Source organism: Pseudomonas sp. UBA7530 (assembly GCF_002479365.1).
Lineage (GTDB): Bacteria > Pseudomonadota > Gammaproteobacteria > Pseudomonadales > Pseudomonadaceae > Aquipseudomonas.
In genome coordinates this window covers 115725-137348 of record NZ_DLMS01000005.1, presented here as the reverse complement: position 1 = coordinate 137348, position 21624 = coordinate 115725, and the positions used below count along the sequence as shown (strand labels likewise).

Below are 21624 nucleotides of genomic sequence, written 5' to 3'. Positions count from 1 at the left end.
CTCCTACAGAAGTTGTACCGACCCGCTTACGGGCCGGTCGTCACATCAAGCCACCGCGCTTTCAAGGAAATCCTTGGCGAAGCGCTGCAGCACGCCACCAGCGTTGTAAACGCTAACGTCGGCGGCCGTATCCAGACGGCAGGTCACCGGCACCCGCAGCACCTCACCGTTGCGGCGATTGACCACCAGGGTCAGGTCGCAACGCGGCGAGATATCGCCCTCGATGTCATAGGTCTCGGTGCCATCCAGGCTCAGGGTCAGGCGTGTGGTACCTGGCTTGAACTCCACCGGCAGCACGCCCATGCCCACCAGGTTGGTGCGGTGAATGCGCTCGAAGCCTTCGGCAACGATCACCTCCACCCCCGCCAGGCGCACGCCCTTGGCCGCCCAGTCCCGCGATGAGCCCTGGCCGTAGTCGGCGCCAGCCACGATGATCAGGTTCTGCTTGCGGTTCATGTAGGTCTCGATGGCTTCCCACATCCGCATCACCTTTCCCTCGGGCTCGACGCGGGCCAGCGAGCCCTTCTTCACCTGCCCGTCGACCACGACCATCTCGTTGACCAGTTGCGGGTTGGCGAAGGTGGCGCGCTGGGCGGTCAGGTGGTCGCCGCGGTGGGTGGCGTAGGAGTTGAAGTCCTCCTCCGGCAGGCCCATTTTTGCCAGGTACTCGCCAGCTGCCGAGTCCGCCAGGATGGCGTTGGACGGCGACAGGTGATCGGTGGTGATGTTGTCCGGCAGGATCGCCAGCGGCAGCATGCCCTTGAGCGTGCGTTCACCGGCCAGCGCACCTTCCCAGTACGGCGGGCGGCGGATATAGGTCGACATCGGCCGCCAGTCATACAGCGGACTCTCGGCCTCCTGCACGCTGCCCAGGTCGAACATCGGGATATAGATCTGCTTGAACTGCTCGGGCTTCACGCTCGCCGCGACGATGGCGTCGATCTCCTCATCGCTCGGCCACAGATCCTTCAGGGTGATCGGATTGCCAGCCGAGTCATGGCCCAGTACATCCTGCTCGATATCGAAGCGCATGGTGCCCGCGATAGCGTAGGCGACCACCAGCGGCGGCGAGGCGAGGAAGGCCTGTTTGGCATAGGGATGGATGCGCCCGTCGAAATTGCGGTTGCCCGAGAGCACGGCGGTAGCGTACAGGTCGCGCTCGATGATTTCCTTCTGGATCACCGGGTCGAGCGCGCCGGACATGCCGTTACAGGTGGTGCAGGCGTAGGCGACGATGCCGAAACCGAGCTTTTCCAGCTCCGGCAGCAGGCCGGCCTCTTCCAGATACAGCTTGGCAACCTTGGAGCCCGGCGCGAACGACGTCTTCACCCAGGGCTTGCGCATCAGGCCCAGGGCGTTGGCCTTCTTGGCCACCAGGCCGGCGGCCACCACGTTGCGCGGATTGGAGGTGTTGGTGCAGCTGGTGATGGCGGCGATGATCACCGCGCCATCGGGCATCAGCCCTTGCGCTTCTTCGCCCTTGCCGGCTTGCAGTTTGGCTTCGTCGGCGATGCCACGCTCGGCCAAAGCCGCAGTCGGCAGGCGGCGGTGCGGGTTGCTCGGGCCGGCCATATTGCGGCCCACGCTGCCCAGGTCGAAGCGCAGCACGCGCTCGTACTCGGCGGTTGTCAGCGCGTCACTCCACAACCCGAGGGTCCTGGCATAGTTCTCCACCAGCGCCACCTGCTCCGGCTCTCGGCCGGTGAGCTTGAGGTAGTCGATGGTCTGGCCGTCGATATAGAACATCGAAGCAGTGGCGCCGTATTCCGGACACATGTTGGAGATGGTCGCGCGGTCGCCGATGGACAGGCTGTCCGCACCCTCGCCGAAGAACTCGACCCAGGCACCGACCACGCGCTCCTTGCGCAAGAACTCGGTCAGCGCCAGGACGATATCGGTGGCGGTAATGCCAGGCTGACGTTTTCCGGTGAGCTCGACGCCGACGATATCAGGCAGGCGCATCATCGACGGATGGCCGAGCATCACCGTCTCGGCTTCCAGGCCGCCAACGCCAATGGCGATCACGCCCAGGGCGTCGACGTGCGGGGTATGGGAGTCGGTGCCGACGCAGGTGTCGGGGAAGGCGATACCGCCGCGCGCCTGGATTACCGGGCTCATCTTCTCCAGGTTGATCTGGTGCATGATGCCGTTGCCGGCCGGGATCACGTCGACGTTCTTGAACGCGGTCCTGGTCCAGTCGATGAAGTGGAAGCGATCCTCGTTGCGGCGATCCTCGATAGCGCGGTTCTTCTCGAACGCATCTGGGTCGAAACCCGGCGCTTCCACGGCCAACGAGTGGTCGACGATCAACTGGGTCGGCACCACCGGGTTGACCTTGGCCGGATCACCACCCTGTTCGGCGATGGCGTCGCGCAGGCCGGCCAGATCGACCAGTGCGGTCTGGCCGAGAATGTCGTGGCAGACCACCCGCGCCGGATACCAGGGAAAATCCAGGTCGCGCTTGCGATAGACCAGTTGCTCCAGCGCGGCGCTCAGGTCCTGCGGGTCGCAGCGGCGCACCAGTTGCTCGGCAAGCACGCGCGAGGTGTACGGGAGCTTCGCCCAGGCGCCGATCTGGATCGCCTCGACCGCCTCACGGGCGTCGAAGTAATCCAGCGCGGTGCCGGGCAGGCGCTTGCGGTATTGGCTATTCACGGTGTCGTTCATGGTGTTTTCCATGATTAGTTATTTACGATCCTTGAGCGGCACGAACTTCAGGTCTTCGGGGCCTGTGTAGTTGGCGCTCGGACGGATGATCTTGCCGTCGATGCGTTGCTCGATGACGTGAGCGGACCAGCCGGCGGTGCGGGCGATGACGAACAGCGGGGTGAACATGGCGGTGGGCACACCCATCATGTGGTAGCTCACGGCGCTGAACCAGTCGAGGTTGGGGAACATCTTCTTGATCTCCCACATCACGCTTTCCAGGCGCTCGGCGATGTCATACATCTTGGTACTGCCCTGCTCCACGGACAGCTCGCGGGCCACTTCCTTGATCACCTTGTTGCGCGGGTCGCTGACGGTGTAGACCGGGTGGCCGAAGCCGATCACCACTTCCTTGCGCCCTACCCGTTCGCGGATATCTGCCTCGGCCTCGTCCGGGCTGTCGTAGCGCTTCTGCACCTCGAAGGCCACTTCGTTGGCGCCGCCGTGCTTTGGGCCGCGCAGCGCGCCGATGGCGCCGGCGATGCAGGAGAACAGGTCGGAGCCGGTGCCGGCGATCACCCGCGAGGTGAAGGTCGAGGCGTTGAACTCGTGCTCGGCGTACAGGTTGAGCGAGGTGTGCATGGCGCGCACCCAGGACTCGCGCGGCTTCTCGCCGTGCAGCAGGTGCAGGAAGTGGCCGCCGATGGAGTCGTCGTCGGTTTCAACGTCAATGCGCTTGCCGTTGTGGCTGTAGTGGTACCAGTACAGCAGCGCCGAGCCCAGAGAGGCCATCAGCTTGTCGGCAATGTCGCGGGCGCCCGGATGGTTGTGATCATCCTTCTCCGGCGCCAGGCAGCCAAGCACGGATACCGCGGTGCGCATCACGTCCATCGGGTGCGCCGAGGGCGGCAGTTGCTCCAGAGCCGCCTTCACCCCGGCCGGCAGACCGCGCAGGGCTTTGAGCTTGGCCTTGTAGCCAGCCAGCTCGGCGACGTTGGGCAGCTTGCCGTGCACCAGCAGGTAGGCGATCTCCTCGAACTCGCAGCGGTTGGCGAAATCGAGCACGTCATAGCCACGGTAGTGCAGGTCGTTGCCGGTGCGACCGACAGTGCACAGCGCGGTGTTACCGGCGGCGGTGCCGCTCAGAGCGACGGATTTTTTCGGCTTGAAGCCAGGGGTGGTTTCGGTGGCGCTCATGGTTATCTCCTCGACTCTTCTTGTTCTGCTTACTGTCAGCGGTAGCGGGCCGTAGCGCAGGAGCGGATTCATCGGCGAATCGCGAATAAATTCGCTCCTACATAAGCGACCCCGTGCGCAGCTTTACTTCTTGCCGGCGGCGAACAGCGCGTCGAGCTTCTGCTCGAAGGCGTGGTAGCCGATGCGGTCGTACAACTCGGCGCGGGTCTGCATCAGCTCGATCACATCTTTCTGGTGGCCGTTCTGGCGAATCGAGGTGTAGACACTTTCCGCCGCCTTGTTCGCCGCACGGAACGCGGACAGCGGATACAGCTGGATGGCGACGCCGACCGAGGCCAGCTCGTCGCGGGTGAACAGCGGCGTGGCGCCGAACTCGGTGATATTGGCCAGCACCGGCACCTTCAGCGCCTCGACGAAACGCTTGTAGGTCGGCAGGTCGTAAGCGGCCTCGGCGAAGATTGCATCGGCACCGGCCTCGACATAGCGCAGGCACCGTTCGATGGCGGCGTCGACACCTTCAGCCTGGATCGCGTCAGTACGGGCGATCAGGAAGAAGTCTGGATCGGTCTTGGCGTCGGCAGCAGCGCGCACCCGGTCGCACATTTCCTCGCAGGAGACGATCTCCTTGCCCGGACGGTGGCCACAGCGCTTGGCTCCGACCTGATCCTCGATATGCGCGGCGGCAGCACCGGCCTTGATCAGGTTCTTGATGGTGCGCTCGATGTTGAAGGCGCTGGGACCAAAGCCGGTATCGATATCTACCAGCAGCGGCAGGTCGCAGACATCGGTGATGCGGCGCACGTCGGTCAGCACGTCATCCAGGGTGTTGATGCCCAGATCCGGCAGCCCGAGCGAGCCGGCCGCGACACCGCCACCGGACAGGTAGATGGCGCGAAAGCCTGCGCGCTTGGCCAGCAGTGCATGGTTGGCGTTGATCGCGCCGATCACCTGCAGCGGTTGCTCTTCGGCGAGGGCCTGGCGGAAACGCTGGCCGGCGGAAAGCTGGGTCATGAATCACCTCGGGTCTTGGATGAAGTGGCGAGCGCTTCGCTGTAGTGGCGCTCGATATTGCGCTTGGAGGCGCCGATGTGGCGGCGCATCAGCAGTTCGGCCAGCTCGCCGTCACGGTCGGCGATGGCATCGAGAATGCGGTGGTGTTCGGCGAAGGCCTGGTGCGGCCGATTAGGCGTCGCGGAGAACTGCAGGCGGTACATGCGCACCAGTTGGTACAGCTCGTCGCACAGCAGCTTGGCCAGGGTGCGGTTGCCGCTGCCCTGGATGATCCGGTAGTGGAAGTCGAAGTCGCCTTCCTGCTGGTAGTAACCGACGCCAGCCTTGAACGCGGCGTCCTGCTCGTGCAGCTCCAGCACCCGGCGCAGTTCGTCGATCTCATGCTGGGTCATGCGCTCAGCGGCCAGGCGGCAGGCCATGCCTTCGAGGGACTCGCGGATCTCGTACAGCTCGATCAGCTCGGCATGACTGAGCGACACCACCCGTGCGCCCACATGCGGTACGCGCACCAGCAGCTTCTGCCCTTCCAGGCGATGGATTGCCTCGCGCAGCGGACCCCGGCTGATGCCGTAGGTACGCGCCAACTCCGGCTCGGAAATCTTGCTGCCGGGGGCGATCTCACCTTTGACGATGGCAGCCTGGATCAGGCGAAAGACGTGCTCGGAAAGTGTTTCCGAATCCACCTGAGCCGTTGCTGACGCATCTGATTCAAGCAGCATGATTGTCGACACCGATAGCGATCAATGACGACAAAACTACGCTTAAAAGCCAAAACCGTCAAAGCAGACCAAAGTATTGTCGACAATATTTTATTCTCGCCGCCCTGCCCGAGCCTTGACCTTACTTGCAGAAAGCTACATAAGCTGCTGTCAGCTCGGAAAATCCCCATGTTAGAATCCGCGCATTCACGCCCGGCCAACGCCTGTTGCCATGCTGCTAGACTTCCCGGCAGACGGTTATATCGCAGTATGCCGCCAGACGCTGTCGCTCACCCGCCCCTGGCAACACCTTCTCAAGGACCCATGAGACTGAAACCCTTCTCCCTGTTGCTCTGCCTGCTGACCTTGTCCTGCCCGGCTCTGGCCATGGGCAAGTCGATCTATGGCCTGAACGAATACATTCACATAGAAGAACTGGACCTGCAGGTAGCGGCCAAGCTCGACACCGGCGCCAAGACAGCGTCCCTCAGCGCTCGCGACATCAAACGCTTCAAGCGTGACGGAGAAACCTGGGTGCGTTTCGTGCTGGCCATCGATGACGCCCACGAGCGGACCATCGAGCGTCCGCTGGCGCGTATCAGCAAGATCAAACGACGTGCGGGCGACTTCGACCCCGATGAAGACAAGACCTACACCGCACGCCCGGTCATCGACCTCGAACTGTGCATGGGGCAGACCCTGCGCACGATCGAAGTGAACTTGACCGACCGAAGCGCATTCCAATACCCGCTTCTGATCGGCTCCGAAGCGCTCAAGCACTTCGAGGCCATGGTCGATCCAAGCCTTAAATACGCGGCCGGCAAACCCGACTGCACCGACGACGCAACCCCTGGCGAGTAATTCCCATGCGCTCTCTGAACCTGCATCTGAAAGTCCTGATCACCCTGCTGGTGACCTTGGGCGTTCTGATTACGGCATACCAAATCTTCATTCTCGGCATCCCGATGACCGAGGACGAGACCGACGATCTGTGGAACATCGACGCCAAGGTCGAATTCCAGGCGACCCCGCGCGAGCCGGTGAAGCTGCAGATGTTCGTACCGCCGCTGAACCAGGATTACGTGAGCCTCAACGAAAGCTTCATTTCCAACAACTACGGCGTCAGCGTCAACCGTGTCGACGGCAACCGCCGCGTCACCTGGTCGGCCCGGCGCGCCAGCGGCAAGCAGACCCTCTACTACCGCCTGGTCCTGACCAAGCGCTACAGCGGCGAACAGCCGCCGGCCAAGGGCCCGATCTTCCGCGACAGCATCCCGGTCGAAGGCCCCGAGAAGATCGCAGCCGAAGCCCTGCTCGCGCCGATCCGCCAGCATTCGGCGGACGTCGAAACCTTCATCAGCGAGACCATCAAGCGCGTTAACAATGTAAGTGACGACAACGTCAAGCTGCTGCTCGGCGGCGACGCTTCCACCGCCAACAAGGCCAAGGTGGTCGACCTGCTGCTGTCCATCGCCCACGTGCCGATGGAGCGCGTACACACCATTCGTCTGCAGGCCGAAGTAGCTCAATCGCCAGAGCTGTGGCTGCGCAGTTTCAATGGCCAGAAGTGGCTGTATTTCAACCCGGAAACCGGTGAACAGGGCCTGCCGGCAGACCGCCTGGTCTGGTGGATCGGCGATGGTGAACTGGTCAGCCTCGAGGGCGGCCGTCAAGCCGCCGTCAGCTTCAGCCTGAACAACAGCGAGATGAACGCCATTCGCCTGGCCAAGCTGACCGACGAGAACACCGACGCCAGCTTCCTCGAATACTCGCTGTACGGCTTGCCGCTGCAGACCCAGCAGACCTTCATGATCATGGTCATGATCCCGATCGGCGTGTTGGTCATCCTGATCCTGCGCAACCTCGGCGGCCTGCAGACGCTGGGTACCTTCACCCCGGTACTGATCGCCCTGGCCTTCCGCGAAACCCAGCTGGGCTTCGGCATCTTCCTGTTTACCGTGATCACTGCGCTCGGTCTGTCGTTGCGTTCCTATCTGGAGCATCTGAAGCTGCAGATGCTGCCGCGCCTGTCGGTGGTGCTGACCTTCGTCGTGGTGCTGATCGCCGCCATCAGCCTGTTCAGCCACAAGCTGGGCCTGGAGCGCGGTCTGTCGGTAGCGCTGTTCCCGATGGTGATTCTGACCATGACCATCGAACGCCTGTCGATCACCTGGGAAGAGCGCGGCGGCAGCCACGCGTTCAAGGTCGCCATCGGCACCCTGTTCGCCGCCACCATCGCGCACCTGCTGATGAGCGTGCCGGAGCTGGTGTACTTCGTATTCACCTTCCCGGCGATCCTGCTGATCCTGGTGGGCTTCATGCTGGCGATGGGTCGCTACCGCGGCTACCGCCTGACCGAACTGTTCCGCTTCAAAGCCTTCCTCAAGGACTAAGACCATGTTCGGCCTGATCAAGACGTGGAAGGCCCTTGAAGCCAAAGGCATCATGGGCATCAACCGACGCAATGCGGACTACGTGCTGAAGTACAACAAACGGCACCTGTACCCTATCGTCGACGACAAGATCATCACCAAGGAGCGGGCCATCGAGGCCGGCATCGATGTGCCCGAGCTGTACGGCATCATCGAGACCGAGAAAGGCATCGAGAACCTCCACAAGATCATCGAGGGACGCACCGACTTCGTCATCAAGCCGGCACAGGGCGCCGGCGGTGACGGCATCATGGTCATCGCCGACCGTTTCGAGGACCGTTTCAAGACGGTGTCCGGTAAGATCGTCAGCCACGATGAGTTGGAGCAGCAGATCTCCAGCATCCTCTCCGGCCTGTACTCGCTCGGCGGCCACCGTGACCGCGCGCTGATCGAGTACCGCGTGACCCCGGACACCATCTTCAAGAGCATCAGCTACGAAGGCGTGCCGGACATCCGCATCATCGTGCTGATGGGCTATCCGGTGATGGCCATGCTGCGCCTGCCGACGCGTCAGTCCAACGGCAAGGCCAACCTGCACCAAGGGGCCATCGGCGTGGGTGTGGACCTGGCCACCGGCGTGACCCTGCGCGGCACCTGGCTGAACAACAAGATCAGCAAGCACCCGGACACCACCAACGCGGTGGACGGTGTGCAATTGCCGAACTGGGATGGCTTCATGAAACTCGCCGCCGGCTGCTACGAGTTGTGCGGCCTGGGTTACATCGGCGTGGACATGGTGCTGGATCAGGACAAGGGCCCGCTGATTCTCGAGCTCAACGCCCGCCCCGGCCTGAATATCCAGATCGCCAATGACTGTGGTCTGACCCACCGCGCTCACGCCGTCGAAGCTCGCCTGGAAGAACTGAAGGCCAAGGGCATTCAGGAGGACGCCGAAGAGCGCGTGCGTTTCTCCCAGGAGCTGTTCGGCCATATCGTCAGCAAGGAAGTCTGACGCACGCCTGGCCCGTCGCGAGGTCGCTGCGGCCTCGCGACAGGCCGGGTCGTCCTGTAGAGAATCCAGGCTGCGCGCTGTCACTCGCTTGCACACACCTTCATCTCCAAGGGCAACGGCTTATCAGGTCTTTATGCGCTGCCGATACTGGCGCCCACAGCGCATGCTGAGCAGTCGCATCGTACGCCAGGCATCAGCAGCACAGCTGCAACATGCGGCGCTAGGATGAATACTGGCAGCGGACTACAATCGCCCTTTCTAGCCTTCCGACTGCCACGCATGCCAAGCTGCTCCCTGCACCCCCTTCCTTACCGGACAGACCCCAGCGACTACTTCCGGCGCATTCGTCAGGCCCCCGGCGCGGTACTGCTGGATGCCGGGCGCCCGAATGCCGAGCGCGGCCGCTATGACCTGATGAGCGCCTGGCCGTTGGCCGAACTGGCGCCAGTGGCCGACGAATCGGCCAACGCTTTCCTGCAACGCCTGCGCGACGCGCTGCAGAGCCTTGGCCATGCAGAGGCGCCGGCACAGCAGACGCTGCCCTTCGTCGGCGGCCTGATCGGTTACCTGTCCTACGATTTCGGTCGCCGCCTGGAGGCGCTGCCCGAGCAGAGCATCGACGATCTGGGCCTCGAGGATGCGCGGTTCGGTCTCTACGCCTGGGCGTTGATCAGCGATCACCAGCTTGGCACCAGCGCTCTGCTGTTTCACCCGAGCCTGCCGCACGCAGAGCGCCAGCGCCTGCAGGCGCTGTTCGAAGCACCGTACAGCGAAGACCTAGCGCCCTTCCACCTGAGTCAGCCGTTCCAGGCCGATATCGACCAGCACCGCTATCGCCAGGCGATCGAACGCATCCAGAGCTACATTCTCGCGGGCGACTGTTATCAGGTGAATTTCGCCCAGCGCTTTCAGGCACCCTGCGCAGGCGATCCGTGGACGGCTTACCTGGCGCTGCGCCAGGCCTGCCCCACCCCCTTCTCAGGCTTCCAAAGCCTGGGAGATGGCAACGCCATTCTCAGCCTGTCGCCGGAGCGTTTCCTCAAGGTCAGCGCCGGCCAGGTGGAAACACGTCCGATCAAGGGCACCCGGCGCCGAGGCGAAGATGCCGAGGATGACCAGGCGCAGGCGCAGGAACTGCTGGCCAGCCGCAAGGACCGCGCCGAGAACCTGATGATCGTCGATCTGCTGCGCAATGATCTCGGCCGCAGCTGCCGTACCGGCTCGGTCAAGGTGCCGGAGCTGTTCGCTCTGGAAAGCTATCCCAACGTGCATCATCTGGTCAGTTGCGTGACCGCCGAGCTGGCGCCCGACAAGGATGCGCTGGACCTGATCGCCGGCAGTTTCCCGGGCGGCTCAATCACCGGCGCACCGAAGATCCGCGCCATGCAGATCATCGACGAGCTGGAGCCGACCCGGCGCGGACTCTACTGCGGCTCACTGCTGTATCTCGACGTGCGCGGCGAGATGGACAGCTCCATCGCCATTCGCAGCCTGCTGGTCAAGGATGGCAAGGTCAGTTGCTGGGGCGGTGGCGGCATCGTTACCGACTCCCACTGGCAGGCCGAGTACCAGGAGTCGATCACCAAGGTGAAGGTGCTGCTGGAGACGCTGGAGCGTCTGCCAAACAAGCTGGACTAACGAAAACGCCGCGAAATCGCGGCGTTCTTATTCATCGGCCTTACATGCTCAGCTTGCGGTTCGATGCCTTGAGAAATTCCTGTTTGAGGTCCTCATAGCTGTGCACCGCCGGGAACTGCGGGAACTCGCGGATCACGTTGTCCGGCGCGTGGAACAGGATACCGGCGTGGGCTTCGCTGAGCATGGTGGTGTCGTTGTAAGAATCACCCGCCGCGATCACGCGGTAGTACAGGCTCTTGAAGGCAACGACCGACTGGCGCTTGGGGTCCTTCTGGCGCAGCTGGTAGCTGACCACGCGATCGTTCTCGTCGGTGATCAGACGGTGGCACAGCAGGGTCGGGAAACCGAGCTGGCGCATCAGCGGCTGGGAGAACTCGTAGAACGTGTCGGAGAGAATCACCACCTGGAAGCGCTCGCGCAGCCAGTCGACGAACTCGACGGCGCCCTCGAGCGGCTTGAGCGTGGCGATCACGTCCTGAATGTCCTTCAGCTTCAGGCCGTGCTCGTCGAGGATGCGCAGGCGCTGCTGCATCAGCACGTCGTAATCGGGGATGTCGCGGGTGGTCGCCTTGAGCGACTCGATGCCGGTTTTTTCCGCAAAGGCGATCCATATTTCCGGGACCAGTACACCTTCCAGGTCGAGACACGCGATTTCCACAGGCCACTCCTCGGTTGAGCCAAAAAGGAGCCGGCACTCTAGCCGCTGGGCTTGGCTGGCGCAATGCGACCTGCTTATAACTGGAACGAAGGACATCAAGCGCCTTAGTTATTTAGCCGCATAACCGGGCTTTGTTACCATCGCGCCCTCACGCACTCGATCTGGAGTCCTCAACATGGAACTCGACCTGGACGCGCTCAACGCCGAATTCGGCAACCAGCCTGAAAAGCTGGTGCAGTGGGCTATCGGACTGGGCAAACCCGCCATTTGCACCACCAACTTCCGCCCGTTCGAAGCGGTGATCCTGCATATGGTCAGCCAGGTCAAACCGGATATTCCGGTGGTCTGGATGGACAGCGGCTACAACACCGACGCCACCTACCGCTTCGCCGACGAGGTGACGCGCAAGCTGGGCCTCAACCTGATCACTTACCTGCCCAAGCGTTCGCGCGCGCATCGCGAGGCAATCGACGGGCCCCTGCCTGGCCTGGATGATCCGCGCCACGCCGCGTTTACCGAAGAAGTGAAGCTCGAGCCGTTCGCCCGCGCCCTGCGCGAGACCGCACCAAGCGTCTGGTTCACCGCCCTACGCGCCACCGATACCGCCGTGCGTGCGCAGATGGACCCCATCAGCATCAACCCGGACGGCCTGATCAAGGTCGCGCCGCTGCTGCATTGGTCTTCCAAGGACCTCTACCAATACCTGGTCGCTCACGACCTGCCGAACGAGTTCGATTACTACGACCCGACCAAGGGTGAAGATAATCGAGAGTGCGGCCTGCACCTCAGCCACTGATTGGCACTGGCTGGAACGAACATGGCGCCCAAGGGCGCCATGTTTCGTTTCAGCGTCTGCTCAGTGCATTGGCAACTCGACACCCGCGAACAAGTCTTCGAGTTCGGACTTGTTGTGGCACTGCACGGCTTTGGCCAGCATGTCACGGGTCAGGTGCGGGGCGAAACGTTCGATGAAATCGCACATGAAGCCGCGCAGGAAGGTGCCGCGACGAAAACCGATCTTGGTCACGCTGGGCTCGAACAACTCGTCGGCGTCGAGCACCACCAGATCCGGGTCCAGCTTGGGGTCGACGGCCATCTTGGCCACGATGCCGACGCCCAGATTCAGGCGCACGTAGGTCTTGATCACGTCGGCGTCGGCTGCGGTGAATACCACCTTGGGCGTCAGACCGCGATGACTGAAGGCTTCATCCAGTTTCGAGCGCCCGGTGAAACCGAACACGTAGGTGACGATGGGGTGCTCGGCCAGTGCTTCGAGGGTGAGCTTCGGCAGCTTGGTCAACGGGTGCCCCTGCGGCACTACCACGCAGCGGTTCCAGCGATAGCACGGCATCATGATCAGGTCGTTGAACAGTTCCAGGCCTTCGGTGGCGATGGCGAAATCGACACTGCCATCGGCGGCCATCTCGGCGATCTGCGTCGGCGTGCCCTGATGCATGTGCAGTGACACGTCCGGGTACTGCTTGATGAAGGCACTGATCACTGGCGGCAAGGCATAGCGTGCCTGGGTGTGGGTAGTGGCGATGGACAGCGTGCCCTTCTTCTCGTTGGAGAACTCCTGGGCGATCTGCTTGATGCTTTCGACCTTGCGCAGAATCTCGCCGGCGGTGGTGATGATACGCTCCCCGGCAGGGGTCACGCGGGTCAGGTGCTTGCCGCTGCGGGCGAAAACTTCCACGCCCAGCTCATCCTCGAGCAAGCGAATCTGCTTGCTGATCCCTGGTTGCGAGGTGTAAAGGCTCTGAGCGGTAGCCGATACGTTGAGGTCGTGGTGCGCAACTTCCCAGATGTAGCGCAATTGCTGAAGCTTCATATGTTTCCCTCAGAGCAATAAGGCAGATCAACAGCCGCCAATGCCGTATATAACCATATTGTTGGTTTATTCGAATAGCCTAGAACTTTTTACACATTCCCCCTTTATAGATCGCCATGTCCACGATGCTGGAGCATTGGCACCAGATACACCGGCACCTCCGACAACTGCACGATTCGCGCTGCCGTGCGCCCCAGCGGTATGGTCAGGTCCGTGCCATGGCTGTGACTGCCTACGACCAGCAGATCCACCCCAAGTTTCTGCGCCTCCTCGAGAATCACCGCCGGCGGGTCCCCTTGCAGCACCCGCACCGCACGTATCAGTTGAAGATCCTGCTGACCGTCACCCAGCTCGTCACGAAAGCCCTCCAGTACCCGCTGCTCGATGCTGGCCATGACTGTGTTCAGCCCAGTACGGCGAAGCTCTGCAAGCGTGTCCTCGTCCAGATAGGTCTGCAGCACGGATTCGGCGAACAGGCCCATGGGCTCCACCGCGTGTACTACATACAGGTCGGCCTGGAAGCTGCGCGTCAGTGCGAGGGCATGTTGCAGCACATAGGAGGCATAAAGCCCCAGATCGGTGGCATAAAGTATCGAGCGAATCACGCGGCCTCCTCGACTGCTGGCGCAGGCCCTTGATTGAGCTTAGCAGTGCATCAGACAAAGCAAGATCGGCGAGGTTATTTAGGACGAATGGCTATATACAGGCACCTGAGTGCCTGAATCAGGGTCAAGGCAGCAATTCGTTGCTCACACCATGAGGGACGTGACCGGTCGCCACCACCTGGCGAGCCCTTTCGCAGTGGCCGGTCTGGTCGTCGAAGAACACGTCGGCGGCGAAGGCTTCCAGCACCGCCGACTTGTCCAGACCGCCCAGGAAGAAGGATTCGTCCAGGCGGATATTCCACTCGCGCAACGTGCGGATCACCCGCTCATGCGCTGGCGCCGAACGGGCAGTGACCAACGCTGTGCGAATCGGACATTCGGCTTCGGGAAACTCCTGCTGCAGCGCATGCAGCGCGGCGAGAAAGGGCTTGAACGGCCCACCTGGCAGGGCCTGCCGAGCGGACTCACGCTCGTGGTCCTGAAAGGCATTGAGACCGCCACTCTGATAGACCCGCTCGGAGTCATCGGAAAACAGCACGGCATCGCCATCGAAGGCAATACGTAGCTCATTACTGTTGGCCCGGCGGGTACCGCCGGAAAGTAGCGTGGCCGCACCGAAACCCGCTTTCAGCGCGTTGCGCACATCATCGGCGTGGGTGGACAGAAACAGGTGGCAGCCAAAGGCCGCCAGGTAAGGATCGGGGCTGCGACCACCAACGAAGGCGGCGCGGGAAATGCCGAGGCCGTAGTGCTGGATGGAGTTGAACGCACGCAGGCCGGTATCGGCGCTGTTGCGCGACACCAGGATGACCTCGACGCGCTGATCGCTGAGCCGAGCGTTCAACCCGAGCAGCTTCTCCACCAGCGGGAAGGCGTCACCTGGCATCAGCACTTCGTCCTCATGTTCGATCTGATAGCGACGATAGGCTTCCACCCCCTCGCTTTCGTAGATCTGGTGGCTTTCGCTCAGATCGAACAGCGCCCGCGATGAAATCGCCAGCACCAGTTTGTCCCCCAGCCCCTTGCCCATGTTAAGCCTCCCGGCGAGCCTGAATGAAACGTAGCGCCTGATACAGGGCGCGCACCTTGGGCATGTCGAAACCCGCCACATCCGCAGCCGCCAGCGGTGCTTCATAAATGGCGTGCAGTTCGGCCGGCCGCCCCTGGGCGAAGTCGTGATACATGCTCGGCAGGTAATCGGGCATACGCTGCGTCGCCGCCAGCAGTTTGTCCGCATAGCTTTCCGGCATGGTGTAACCCAGCGCCCGGGCGGCCTGCACCACTTCCTGCATCATGTCGCCGATCAGAGCGCGGCTATCGGCGTTGCCCATCAGGCGCTGCGTGTCGGCATCGAGCAACACCGACAGACCGTTGTACGGGATGTTCCACACCAGTTTCTGCCAGCGCGTCTGCGCCAGGTCACGCATCGCTGCAGAGTCCACGCCGGTGCTGCGCAGCAGGCTCGCGCCCTCCTCGGCCAGCGCCAGGCGCGCCTCGTCGTCATCCTGCGGCCCAGAGTGGTAGGCCAGATTGATCGCCCCCAAAGCCTGATGCTCGATCACACCCGGCGCACTGCGGTGAACGCAGATGTAGCAGAGCCCACCCAGCAGGTGCAGATCGTCACTCAGCAGCGGACGCAGCTCATCCTCCACCGCCAGGCCGTTCTGTAGCAGCACCACCTTGGCGCCAGGCGCCGCGGCCTTGGCGATCAACGGCGCCAGCTCGGCATTGGCCGTGGTCTTGGCTCCCACCAGCAGCCAGTCGCATTGCGGCATGTCATCGATATGCTGATAGGCCTGCACTGGCGCCAAGTGCAGGGCGCCGTGCACGCTGCTGTTCAGTTGCAGGCCACGCTCGACAACCGCAGCGTATTCGCTGCGCAGCAAAAAGTGCACGTCATGCCCGGCACGTGCGAGCAGCATGCCGTAGAAGCCGCCGATGGCACCGGTGCCGATGATGCCGATACGCGGCGCGGGGGATTGGGACATCAGGGAAGCTCCTCAGCCGGGCGAAGCAGAGCCTCACCAATGGCGGTCAGCAGATCGGGATGGGTAAGGTGCGCCTGCAATGCGCCAAAGAAATGGCCATCCTTGACCAGAAATAACGAGGGCAGATGGAAAACCTCGTAGCGTGTCACCAATCCGGCGTTATGCCCGGCATCGATCCAGCACAGGCGCTCGACCGGAAGCGGCATACCAGGCAGTGCCTGACGCGCCCAACGACAGCTGGCACAGCCCGTGCTTGTGAACACCAGTAGCGAGGTACCGGGAAGATCGAGCAGGCGGCGGTCAGCATCCAGATCGGTCAATTCCAGTTGTGTCGCTATACTGAAGCCACTGATATCAGTTTGCCTGCATTCGAGGTCGGTGTTCATGCGTAAGTTTCTGCGTCATCCAAGCGACATGCCGGTGGAACTGATCCTGCGCAGACAGGCCTGCATTCCCCGGCAACGGCTGAACAATATCAGCCTGGGCGGGGTTGCATGCAACTCGTTACGCGGCTTTCGCCGCGGTACTTCAATCGAATTGCGCATCCCGCTGCTAGGCGATCAGGCGCGCTATCCCGGGGTGGTGGCCTGGTGTCGGCGCCAGGAAAACGATTACCTAGTGGGCATCGCCTTCCTTGATGAGGACACCTTGTTCCGCGCACGCATGGTCGAACAGGTCTGCCAGATCCAGCATTACCGCCAGCAGCTAGAGCAGGAATCCGGCCAGGCCATCGCCATCGAGCAATGCGCCCAGGACTGGATCGCCAAGCATGCCGCCGGGTTTCCCTATCTGGCTTGAGCACGGCGCAGCCATCATCCGTCCGCTATCAAGTCACTTCATTGCCAATCGATGAGCCCCATTGAACTTAACGCCCATTGTCGCGCAGCCCTGTACGCGCTAAGGTTCGGCTCCCCCTGCGCCAACTAGCTGTGCACCGCCATAGGGGATCGCTGGCGGCCGGCACCCGTGACCTGACGACCTGACCCGATGAATAGCACGATGGCAGATTTACCGATCGACGACCTCAACGTCGCTTCCAACGAAACCCTGATCACCCCCGATCAGCTGAAACGCGAAATCCCCCTGACCGATGCCGCACTGAAGACCGTCGCCCATGGTCGCCAGGTGGTACGCGATATCCTCGACGGCAAGGATCATCGCCTGTTCGTGGTCGTCGGCCCCTGCTCCATTCACGACATCAAGGCCGCTCACGAGTATGCCGAGCGCCTCAAGGTGCTGGCTGCCGAGCTGTCCGACAGCCTGTTTCTGGTCATGCGCGTGTACTTCGAGAAGCCGCGCACCACGGTCGGCTGGAAAGGCCTGATCAACGACCCGTATCTGGATGACTCGTTCAAGATCCAGGATGGCCTGCACATCGGCCGTCAACTGCTGCGCGACCTGGCGGAAATGGGCCTGCCCACCGCCACCGAGGCGCTCGATCCGATTTCCCCGCAGTACCTGCAGGACCTGATCAGCTGGTCGGCCATCGGCGCCCGTACCACCGAATCCCAGACCCACCGCGAAATGGCCTCGGGCCTGTCCTCGGCCGTCGGTTTCAAGAACGGCACAGACGGCGGCCTGACCGTGGCGATCAACGCGCTGCAGTCGGTCTCCAGCCCGCACCGTTTCCTTGGCATCAACCAGGAAGGCGGCGTGTCCATCGTCACCACCAAGGGCAACGCCTACGGTCACGTGGTACTGCGCGGCGGCAACGGCAAGCCCAACTACGATTCGGTCAGTGTCGCCATTTGTGAGCAGGAACTGACCAAAGCCGGCATCCGTCCGAACATCATGGTCGACTGCAGCCACGCCAACTCCAACAAGGACCCGGCCCTGCAGCCGCTAGTGCTGGAGAACGTGGCCAACCAGATCCTCGAAGGCAACAACTCCATCGTCGGCCTGATGGTCGAGAGCCACCTGGGCTGGGGCAACCAGTCGATTCCGAAGGATCTGTGCGACCTCAAGTATGGTGTATCCATCACCGATGCCTGCATCGACTGGGACGCCACCGAGAAGAGCCTGCGCTGCATGCACGCCAAGCTCAAGGATGTGCTGCCCAAGCGTTCTCGCGGCTGAAGACAACATGGCAAAGAAAACGCCGGGCAATGCCCGGCGTTTTCTTGTTCGTTCGTCAAGCGGGATTGTTTCGCCGCCCTTGAGAATTGCGCCTATTGATGCCGCGCACGACGCTCCATGTAGCGCTCGACGTAGGAGCATGACGGAATCACGGTATAACCCTTGCCCTCGGCATACTGCAAGGCATGCTCGGTGAGTGCTGCAGCAATGCCGCGGCCACGCAGGGCGTTGGGTACGAAGGTGCGGTAGATGTCCAACGTCTGCTTACCCAGATCCATATAGGCCAGATAGGCACGATCACCATCGACGGTTGTCACGAACTGGTGACTCGCCTGGTCATGGTGGATGGACAACCCCTCGCTCATCTTCACTCCTCTAGCCGCAACCGTTAGCGGCGCATCTGCTTTTACTTCATACCGGTGCTTTGGCAAAAGCGCAAACTGCTTCTGCACATGCGATCGGCCAAGCTTATCAGGCGCAGAACGGCCCAGCCACGGGCAATCAGATACTCAACAGCGCAATGCAGAGCAACGCCGCTATCACAGGGATCAGCACCGTGATGACGAAGATGTCCTTGTACGCCTGCCTGTGCGTCAAGCCCATGATCATCAGCATGGCGATCACCGCGCCGCAATGCGGCAGCGAATCCAGGCCGCCGGCGGTAATGTTGGCGATACGGTGCAGCACCTCCGGCTCCACGCCCATTTCCAGGTAGCGCGGCGCCAGGGTCTGCATGAATATCTGCAAGCCACCGGAAGAGGAACCGACGATCCCCGATACCACGCTGACCGAGGCGAACACCGACAGCAGTGGCGGCAGGTCCACGGCCAGTATCCATTGGGCGAACTGGGCAAAACCTGCAGTCTGGGTAACGACCCCACCAAAGCCGATCACCGCCGCCGTATTCAACAGCGGCATGATCGAATCGTCCGCCCCCTGCCCCAGCAAACCCAGGGTATTGCGGCGCAAGGCCGGGAACATCAGCACAGCGACGCCAGTGGCGATCACCAGCGCCAGACTGGGCCAGAGAATCGGCTGCGCCTGACTGAAGCTCAGCAGCCCACCCAGTGCACCCTCGCCCGGCAGGACAGCACCTGACAGGGCAAGCAGGCGCGGCAAGAGAATGATGCCCAGCACCACGATGATCGGCACCAGCGCCAGGCCCCAGTGCGGCCCGCTACCTGGTGCGCCGGCGAGCTGCTGCATGCGCTCGTCCTGCGCGTTGGGCTCGAAGCCCTCGCCACGCTCGCGCGCCAGGCGCCACTCCCGCTGCAGATAAGCCATACCCAGGGCGATCATCACCAGCGAAGCGAATAGCCCGATCCAGGCACCGGCGAACAGGTCGGTACCCAGCGCACTGGCGGCGATCACGTTGTGAATCGATGGCGAACCGGGTAACGCCGTCATGGTGAAGGTACCGGCACCGAGCGCCGTGGCGGCGCAGAACAGGCGCTTGGGCAGGTTGGCTTCGCGCATCAGAGTGATGCCCAGCGGATACATGGTGAAGATCACCACGAACACCACCACCCCACCGTAAGTCAGCACCGCACACACCAGCATCGCCACCCACAGCGTGCGCTGCGTACCCAGCCCGCGGGTAATGGCCTGCGCAATGCTGCCGGCCGCCTGGCTGGCCGCCATGACCTTGCCGAAGATCGCCCCACAGAGAAACAGCACGAAGAACTTGCCGGCAAAGGTAAACGCACCCAGTGGGCCGAATGGAAAATGTTCAAGAAGTGCACGAGGTACGGCGACACCATTGCTCAGCGCCACCAGAATCGAACACAGCAATGCTGCGATGAAAATGTTCACGCCGCGCAGCGCCATGAAGATAAGTAGCGCCAGGCCCAGCAAGAGCCCCAAATTCCCAAGCATCGCCATTCCCCTCTTTATTGTTTTAGTTCCAAGCCGGGACAGTTATAACAGTTCGTACAGCCGCTACTGTATGGATTGCGTAACTGACTGTTTTTTAGCCAGCCCCCGTGAGCCGTGCCCTGTAGCCGCCGGGTCAAAGAAAAAAAACTGCAACTCTTGCCCTGGCTCCGTTTACTTACTAAAACTAATAGGTAGTATGTACGCCGGCTAATTTCCCGCAGTTGGGGAATTGCTTTTTATGGAAAACTCCACCTCAAGGGGAACACGATGAACAACGTTCTGAAATTCTCTGCTCTGGCTCTGGCCGCAGTTCTGGCTACCGGTTGCAGCAGCATGTCCAAAGAAACCGAAGCTCGTCTGACTGCTACCGAAGACGCAGCTGCTCGCGCTCAAGCCCGTGCCGACGAAGCCTACCGCAAGGCTGATGAAGCTCTGGCCGCTGCTCAGAAGGCTCAGCAGACCGCTGACGAAGCCAACGAGCGTGCTCTGCGCATGCTGGAAAAAGCCAGCCGCAAGTAATTGCGACTCGTTTTTTCGAAAGCCGTCCCAGGCAACTGGGGCGGCTTTTTTATTGCCTGCGACGGACACTGAACAGCTCCAGCAATCAGGCAATAAAAAGCCCGCCGACATGATTGCGGGCGGGCTTTCAGTGACTCGAAAATCAGAACGGGTTGTCGCTGCTGGCGACCACGCTCTCGGTTTGTGCGGCGATAGGCACCGGCATGCCGTCTTCGGCAGCGACCACTTCGCGGACCATTTCCCAGTCCAGGCGCAGGCCGCTGAGTTCGTCGCGCTTGAGCAATGCATTGATCACCGCCGTATGTTTGTCGACAACGGACGGATCGCCCTCGTCATCGAGCGGCGCGTGGGCCTCCAGGTAGATCTTGCCGCCACTGACGCCGAACTTGTACGGCTCGTTCAGAATGCGTACCGGAGTGCCGACCGGCACCATGTCTGCCAGTTCCAGCACGTTGTGATTGAGCATGCGGAAGCAGCCATGGCTGACACGCATACCAATACCGAACTTCTTGTTCGAACCGTGGATCAGGTAACCCGGGAACGACAGCGTCATCTTGTACGGCCCCAGCGGATTATCCGGGCCAGGCGGCACCACGGTGGGCAGGATGTCACCCTCGGCAGCGTGCTCTTCACGAATGGACTTGGGCGGATACCAGGCCGGGTTCGGCGTCTTCACCGTCACCCGGCCGGTGCCCAGCGGCGAACCCCAGCCTTCCCGGCCGATGCCCAGCGGAAAGGTGTGCACCACGTTCTGCCCCTTCGGGAAGTAGTACAGGCGATACTCGGCCAGGTTGATCACGATGCCCTCGCGCGGGCCCGGCGGCAGCACATAGCGCGTCGGCAGGATAACCTCGGTGCCCTCGCCAGGCAGCCAGGGGTCGACGCCCGGATTGGCGGCGACCATTTCCAGATAGCCAAGATCGTTTGCCGTTCCCAGATCGGCGAAAGTGTCCTCGTACTTGGCCGTGATCACTTGTACCTGGCCCACCACATCTTCGCCTGGCGGCGGCAGTGGAAGTTCGAGAGCCTGAGCTGCGGCACTGGAGCACAGGGCGACCAGAGTCAGGCAGCGGTTGACCGCAGAAAAGCGCGACAACATCCGGGAATACCTTGAAAAGAGTTGAGTGATATTGCGGCGATTGTACACCGCCGTTGGAACGCCTGGCAGACCTCAGCCATCCGCCCAGTTCGAGCACAAACCCTGGCGCTGCGCCTCGAAGGTAGCCAGGCAGGCAGAACAGAGTCGACGATCGCGCAGCCAGACCTTTTCCAGCGCACGCCAACGTGGCTGCGCCGGTAACAAACCGCCACACAATGTGCGATCGGCATGCCCACCCAGGCGCAATTGGCGAGCCACCAGGTGCACGCGCACCTCACGGCAGGCGAACAGATCCAGCTGCTCGTCTGGCTCGATCAGTTGATAGGCATAAAGGGTCCAGGCGGGACGCGGCATCTGGGGCTCCGTGACAGGTCGGCCACATTAGCCGAAAGGCTTGAG

The 21624-nt window shown here is 62.1% G+C and carries 22 protein-coding genes; 8 read left to right on the top strand and 14 right to left on the bottom strand.

The genetic code is table 11. From position 1 onward, the window contains the following. Positions 1-45: 45 nt before the first annotated feature. The 4 genes from acnD to B2U07_RS09675 all read right to left on the bottom strand — a co-directional run bounded on the left by acnD (position 46) and on the right by B2U07_RS09675 (position 5573). The gene (gene acnD / locus B2U07_RS09690) at positions 46-2655 is read right to left on the bottom strand and encodes a Fe/S-dependent 2-methylisocitrate dehydratase AcnD (RefSeq protein WP_275545347.1); all 2610 of its coding nucleotides are present in this window, start codon (positions 2653-2655) and stop codon (positions 46-48) included. A 30-nt stretch (positions 2656-2685) separates the two neighbouring features. Then, complete coding sequence (gene prpC / locus B2U07_RS09685; RefSeq protein WP_275545214.1) at positions 2686-3843, bottom strand: bifunctional 2-methylcitrate synthase/citrate synthase; 1158 nt, start codon at positions 3841-3843, stop codon at positions 2686-2688. 123 nt (positions 3844-3966) lie between these two features. Next, positions 3967-4854 carry a methylisocitrate lyase gene (gene prpB / locus B2U07_RS09680; RefSeq protein WP_275545215.1) on the bottom strand — a complete coding sequence of 296 codons (888 nt, stop codon included), beginning with the start codon at positions 4852-4854 and terminating at the stop codon, positions 3967-3969. Next, positions 4851-5573, bottom strand: coding sequence for a GntR family transcriptional regulator (locus B2U07_RS09675; protein ID WP_275545216.1), 723 nt, complete (start codon positions 5571-5573; stop codon positions 4851-4853). The genes prpB and B2U07_RS09675 overlap by 4 nt, the downstream gene beginning before the upstream one ends. Positions 5574-5876: 303 nt before the next feature. Between B2U07_RS09675 and B2U07_RS09670 the strand changes: the two genes are divergently transcribed. From B2U07_RS09670 to pabB, 4 genes are all read left to right on the top strand, one after another. Next, positions 5877-6413 carry an ATP-dependent zinc protease gene (locus B2U07_RS09670; RefSeq protein WP_115291503.1) on the top strand — a complete coding sequence of 179 codons (537 nt, stop codon included), beginning with the start codon at positions 5877-5879 and terminating at the stop codon, positions 6411-6413. 5 nt (positions 6414-6418) lie between these two features. Continuing rightward, positions 6419-7945: an inactive transglutaminase family protein gene (locus B2U07_RS09665; RefSeq protein ID WP_275545217.1), complete on the top strand. Its 1527-nt coding sequence runs from the start codon at positions 6419-6421 to the stop codon at positions 7943-7945. A 4-nt stretch (positions 7946-7949) separates the two neighbouring features. Next, positions 7950-8936, top strand: coding sequence for an alpha-L-glutamate ligase-like protein (locus B2U07_RS09660; protein WP_275545218.1), 987 nt, complete (start codon positions 7950-7952; stop codon positions 8934-8936). 279 nt (positions 8937-9215) lie between these two features. Then, positions 9216-10574 carry an aminodeoxychorismate synthase component I gene (gene pabB / locus B2U07_RS09655; protein ID WP_275545219.1) on the top strand — a complete coding sequence of 453 codons (1359 nt, stop codon included), beginning with the start codon at positions 9216-9218 and terminating at the stop codon, positions 10572-10574. Between the two features lie 40 nt (positions 10575-10614). On the opposite strand, the gene thrH is transcribed toward pabB, so the two are convergent. Then, positions 10615-11232: a bifunctional phosphoserine phosphatase/homoserine phosphotransferase ThrH gene (gene thrH / locus B2U07_RS09650; RefSeq protein WP_275545220.1), complete on the bottom strand. Its 618-nt coding sequence runs from the start codon at positions 11230-11232 to the stop codon at positions 10615-10617. 175 nt (positions 11233-11407) lie between these two features. Between thrH and B2U07_RS09645 the strand changes: the two genes are divergently transcribed. Further along, a complete protein-coding gene (locus B2U07_RS09645; protein WP_197855820.1) occupies positions 11408-12028 on the top strand; it encodes a phosphoadenosine phosphosulfate reductase family protein in 621 nt (206 codons plus the stop codon). Between the two features lie 60 nt (positions 12029-12088). Here the strand turns inward: B2U07_RS09645 and cysB are convergent, their stop codons facing one another. From cysB to B2U07_RS09620, 5 genes are all read right to left on the bottom strand, one after another. After that, positions 12089-13063 (bottom strand): HTH-type transcriptional regulator CysB, encoded by a 975-nt coding sequence (gene cysB / locus B2U07_RS09640; RefSeq protein ID WP_197855821.1) that lies wholly within the window; start codon positions 13061-13063, stop codon positions 12089-12091. Positions 13064-13167: 104 nt separating this feature from the next. After that, complete coding sequence (locus tag B2U07_RS09635) at positions 13168-13668, bottom strand: universal stress protein (protein ID WP_197855822.1); 501 nt, start codon at positions 13666-13668, stop codon at positions 13168-13170. A 124-nt stretch (positions 13669-13792) separates the two neighbouring features. Further along, positions 13793-14698, bottom strand: coding sequence for a 5'-nucleotidase (locus B2U07_RS09630; protein ID WP_197855823.1), 906 nt, complete (start codon positions 14696-14698; stop codon positions 13793-13795). 1 nt (position 14699) lies between these two features. Then, positions 14700-15656: a putative 2-dehydropantoate 2-reductase gene (locus B2U07_RS09625; protein WP_275545221.1), complete on the bottom strand. Its 957-nt coding sequence runs from the start codon at positions 15654-15656 to the stop codon at positions 14700-14702. Continuing rightward, positions 15656-16042, bottom strand: coding sequence for a thioredoxin (locus B2U07_RS09620; RefSeq protein WP_275545222.1), 387 nt, complete (start codon positions 16040-16042; stop codon positions 15656-15658). The genes B2U07_RS09625 and B2U07_RS09620 overlap by 1 nt, the downstream gene beginning before the upstream one ends. Here B2U07_RS09620 and B2U07_RS09615 point away from each other — a divergent pair. Both B2U07_RS09615 and B2U07_RS09610 read left to right on the top strand, forming a co-directional pair. Then, positions 16041-16454: a PilZ domain-containing protein gene (locus B2U07_RS09615; protein ID WP_197855826.1), complete on the top strand. Its 414-nt coding sequence runs from the start codon at positions 16041-16043 to the stop codon at positions 16452-16454. The genes B2U07_RS09620 and B2U07_RS09615 overlap by 2 nt on opposite strands. A 201-nt stretch (positions 16455-16655) precedes the next feature. After that, a complete protein-coding gene (locus B2U07_RS09610; protein ID WP_275545223.1) occupies positions 16656-17732 on the top strand; it encodes a 3-deoxy-7-phosphoheptulonate synthase in 1077 nt (358 codons plus the stop codon). 92 nt (positions 17733-17824) lie between these two features. On the opposite strand, the gene B2U07_RS09605 is transcribed toward B2U07_RS09610, so the two are convergent. Then, positions 17825-18097, bottom strand: coding sequence for a GNAT family N-acetyltransferase (locus B2U07_RS09605; RefSeq protein ID WP_013715766.1), 273 nt, complete (start codon positions 18095-18097; stop codon positions 17825-17827). Between the two features lie 136 nt (positions 18098-18233). Further along, positions 18234-19607 (bottom strand): GntP family permease, encoded by a 1374-nt coding sequence (locus B2U07_RS09600; RefSeq protein WP_275545224.1) that lies wholly within the window; start codon positions 19605-19607, stop codon positions 18234-18236. A gap of 267 nt (positions 19608-19874) precedes the next feature. On the opposite strand from B2U07_RS09600, the gene oprI reads away from it, so the two are divergent. Beyond that, positions 19875-20126: an outer membrane lipoprotei OprI gene (gene oprI / locus B2U07_RS09595; RefSeq protein WP_003239826.1), complete on the top strand. Its 252-nt coding sequence runs from the start codon at positions 19875-19877 to the stop codon at positions 20124-20126. 142 nt (positions 20127-20268) lie between these two features. Here oprI and B2U07_RS09590 read toward each other — a convergent pair whose 3' ends face one another. Further along, the gene (locus B2U07_RS09590) at positions 20269-21225 is read right to left on the bottom strand and encodes a L,D-transpeptidase family protein (RefSeq protein WP_197855829.1); all 957 of its coding nucleotides are present in this window, start codon (positions 21223-21225) and stop codon (positions 20269-20271) included. Between the two features lie 72 nt (positions 21226-21297). Continuing rightward, entirely contained in the window at positions 21298-21579 is a 282-nt protein-coding gene (locus tag B2U07_RS09585) for a hypothetical protein (RefSeq protein WP_275545225.1), read from the bottom strand. Positions 21580-21624 lie beyond the last annotated feature (45 nt).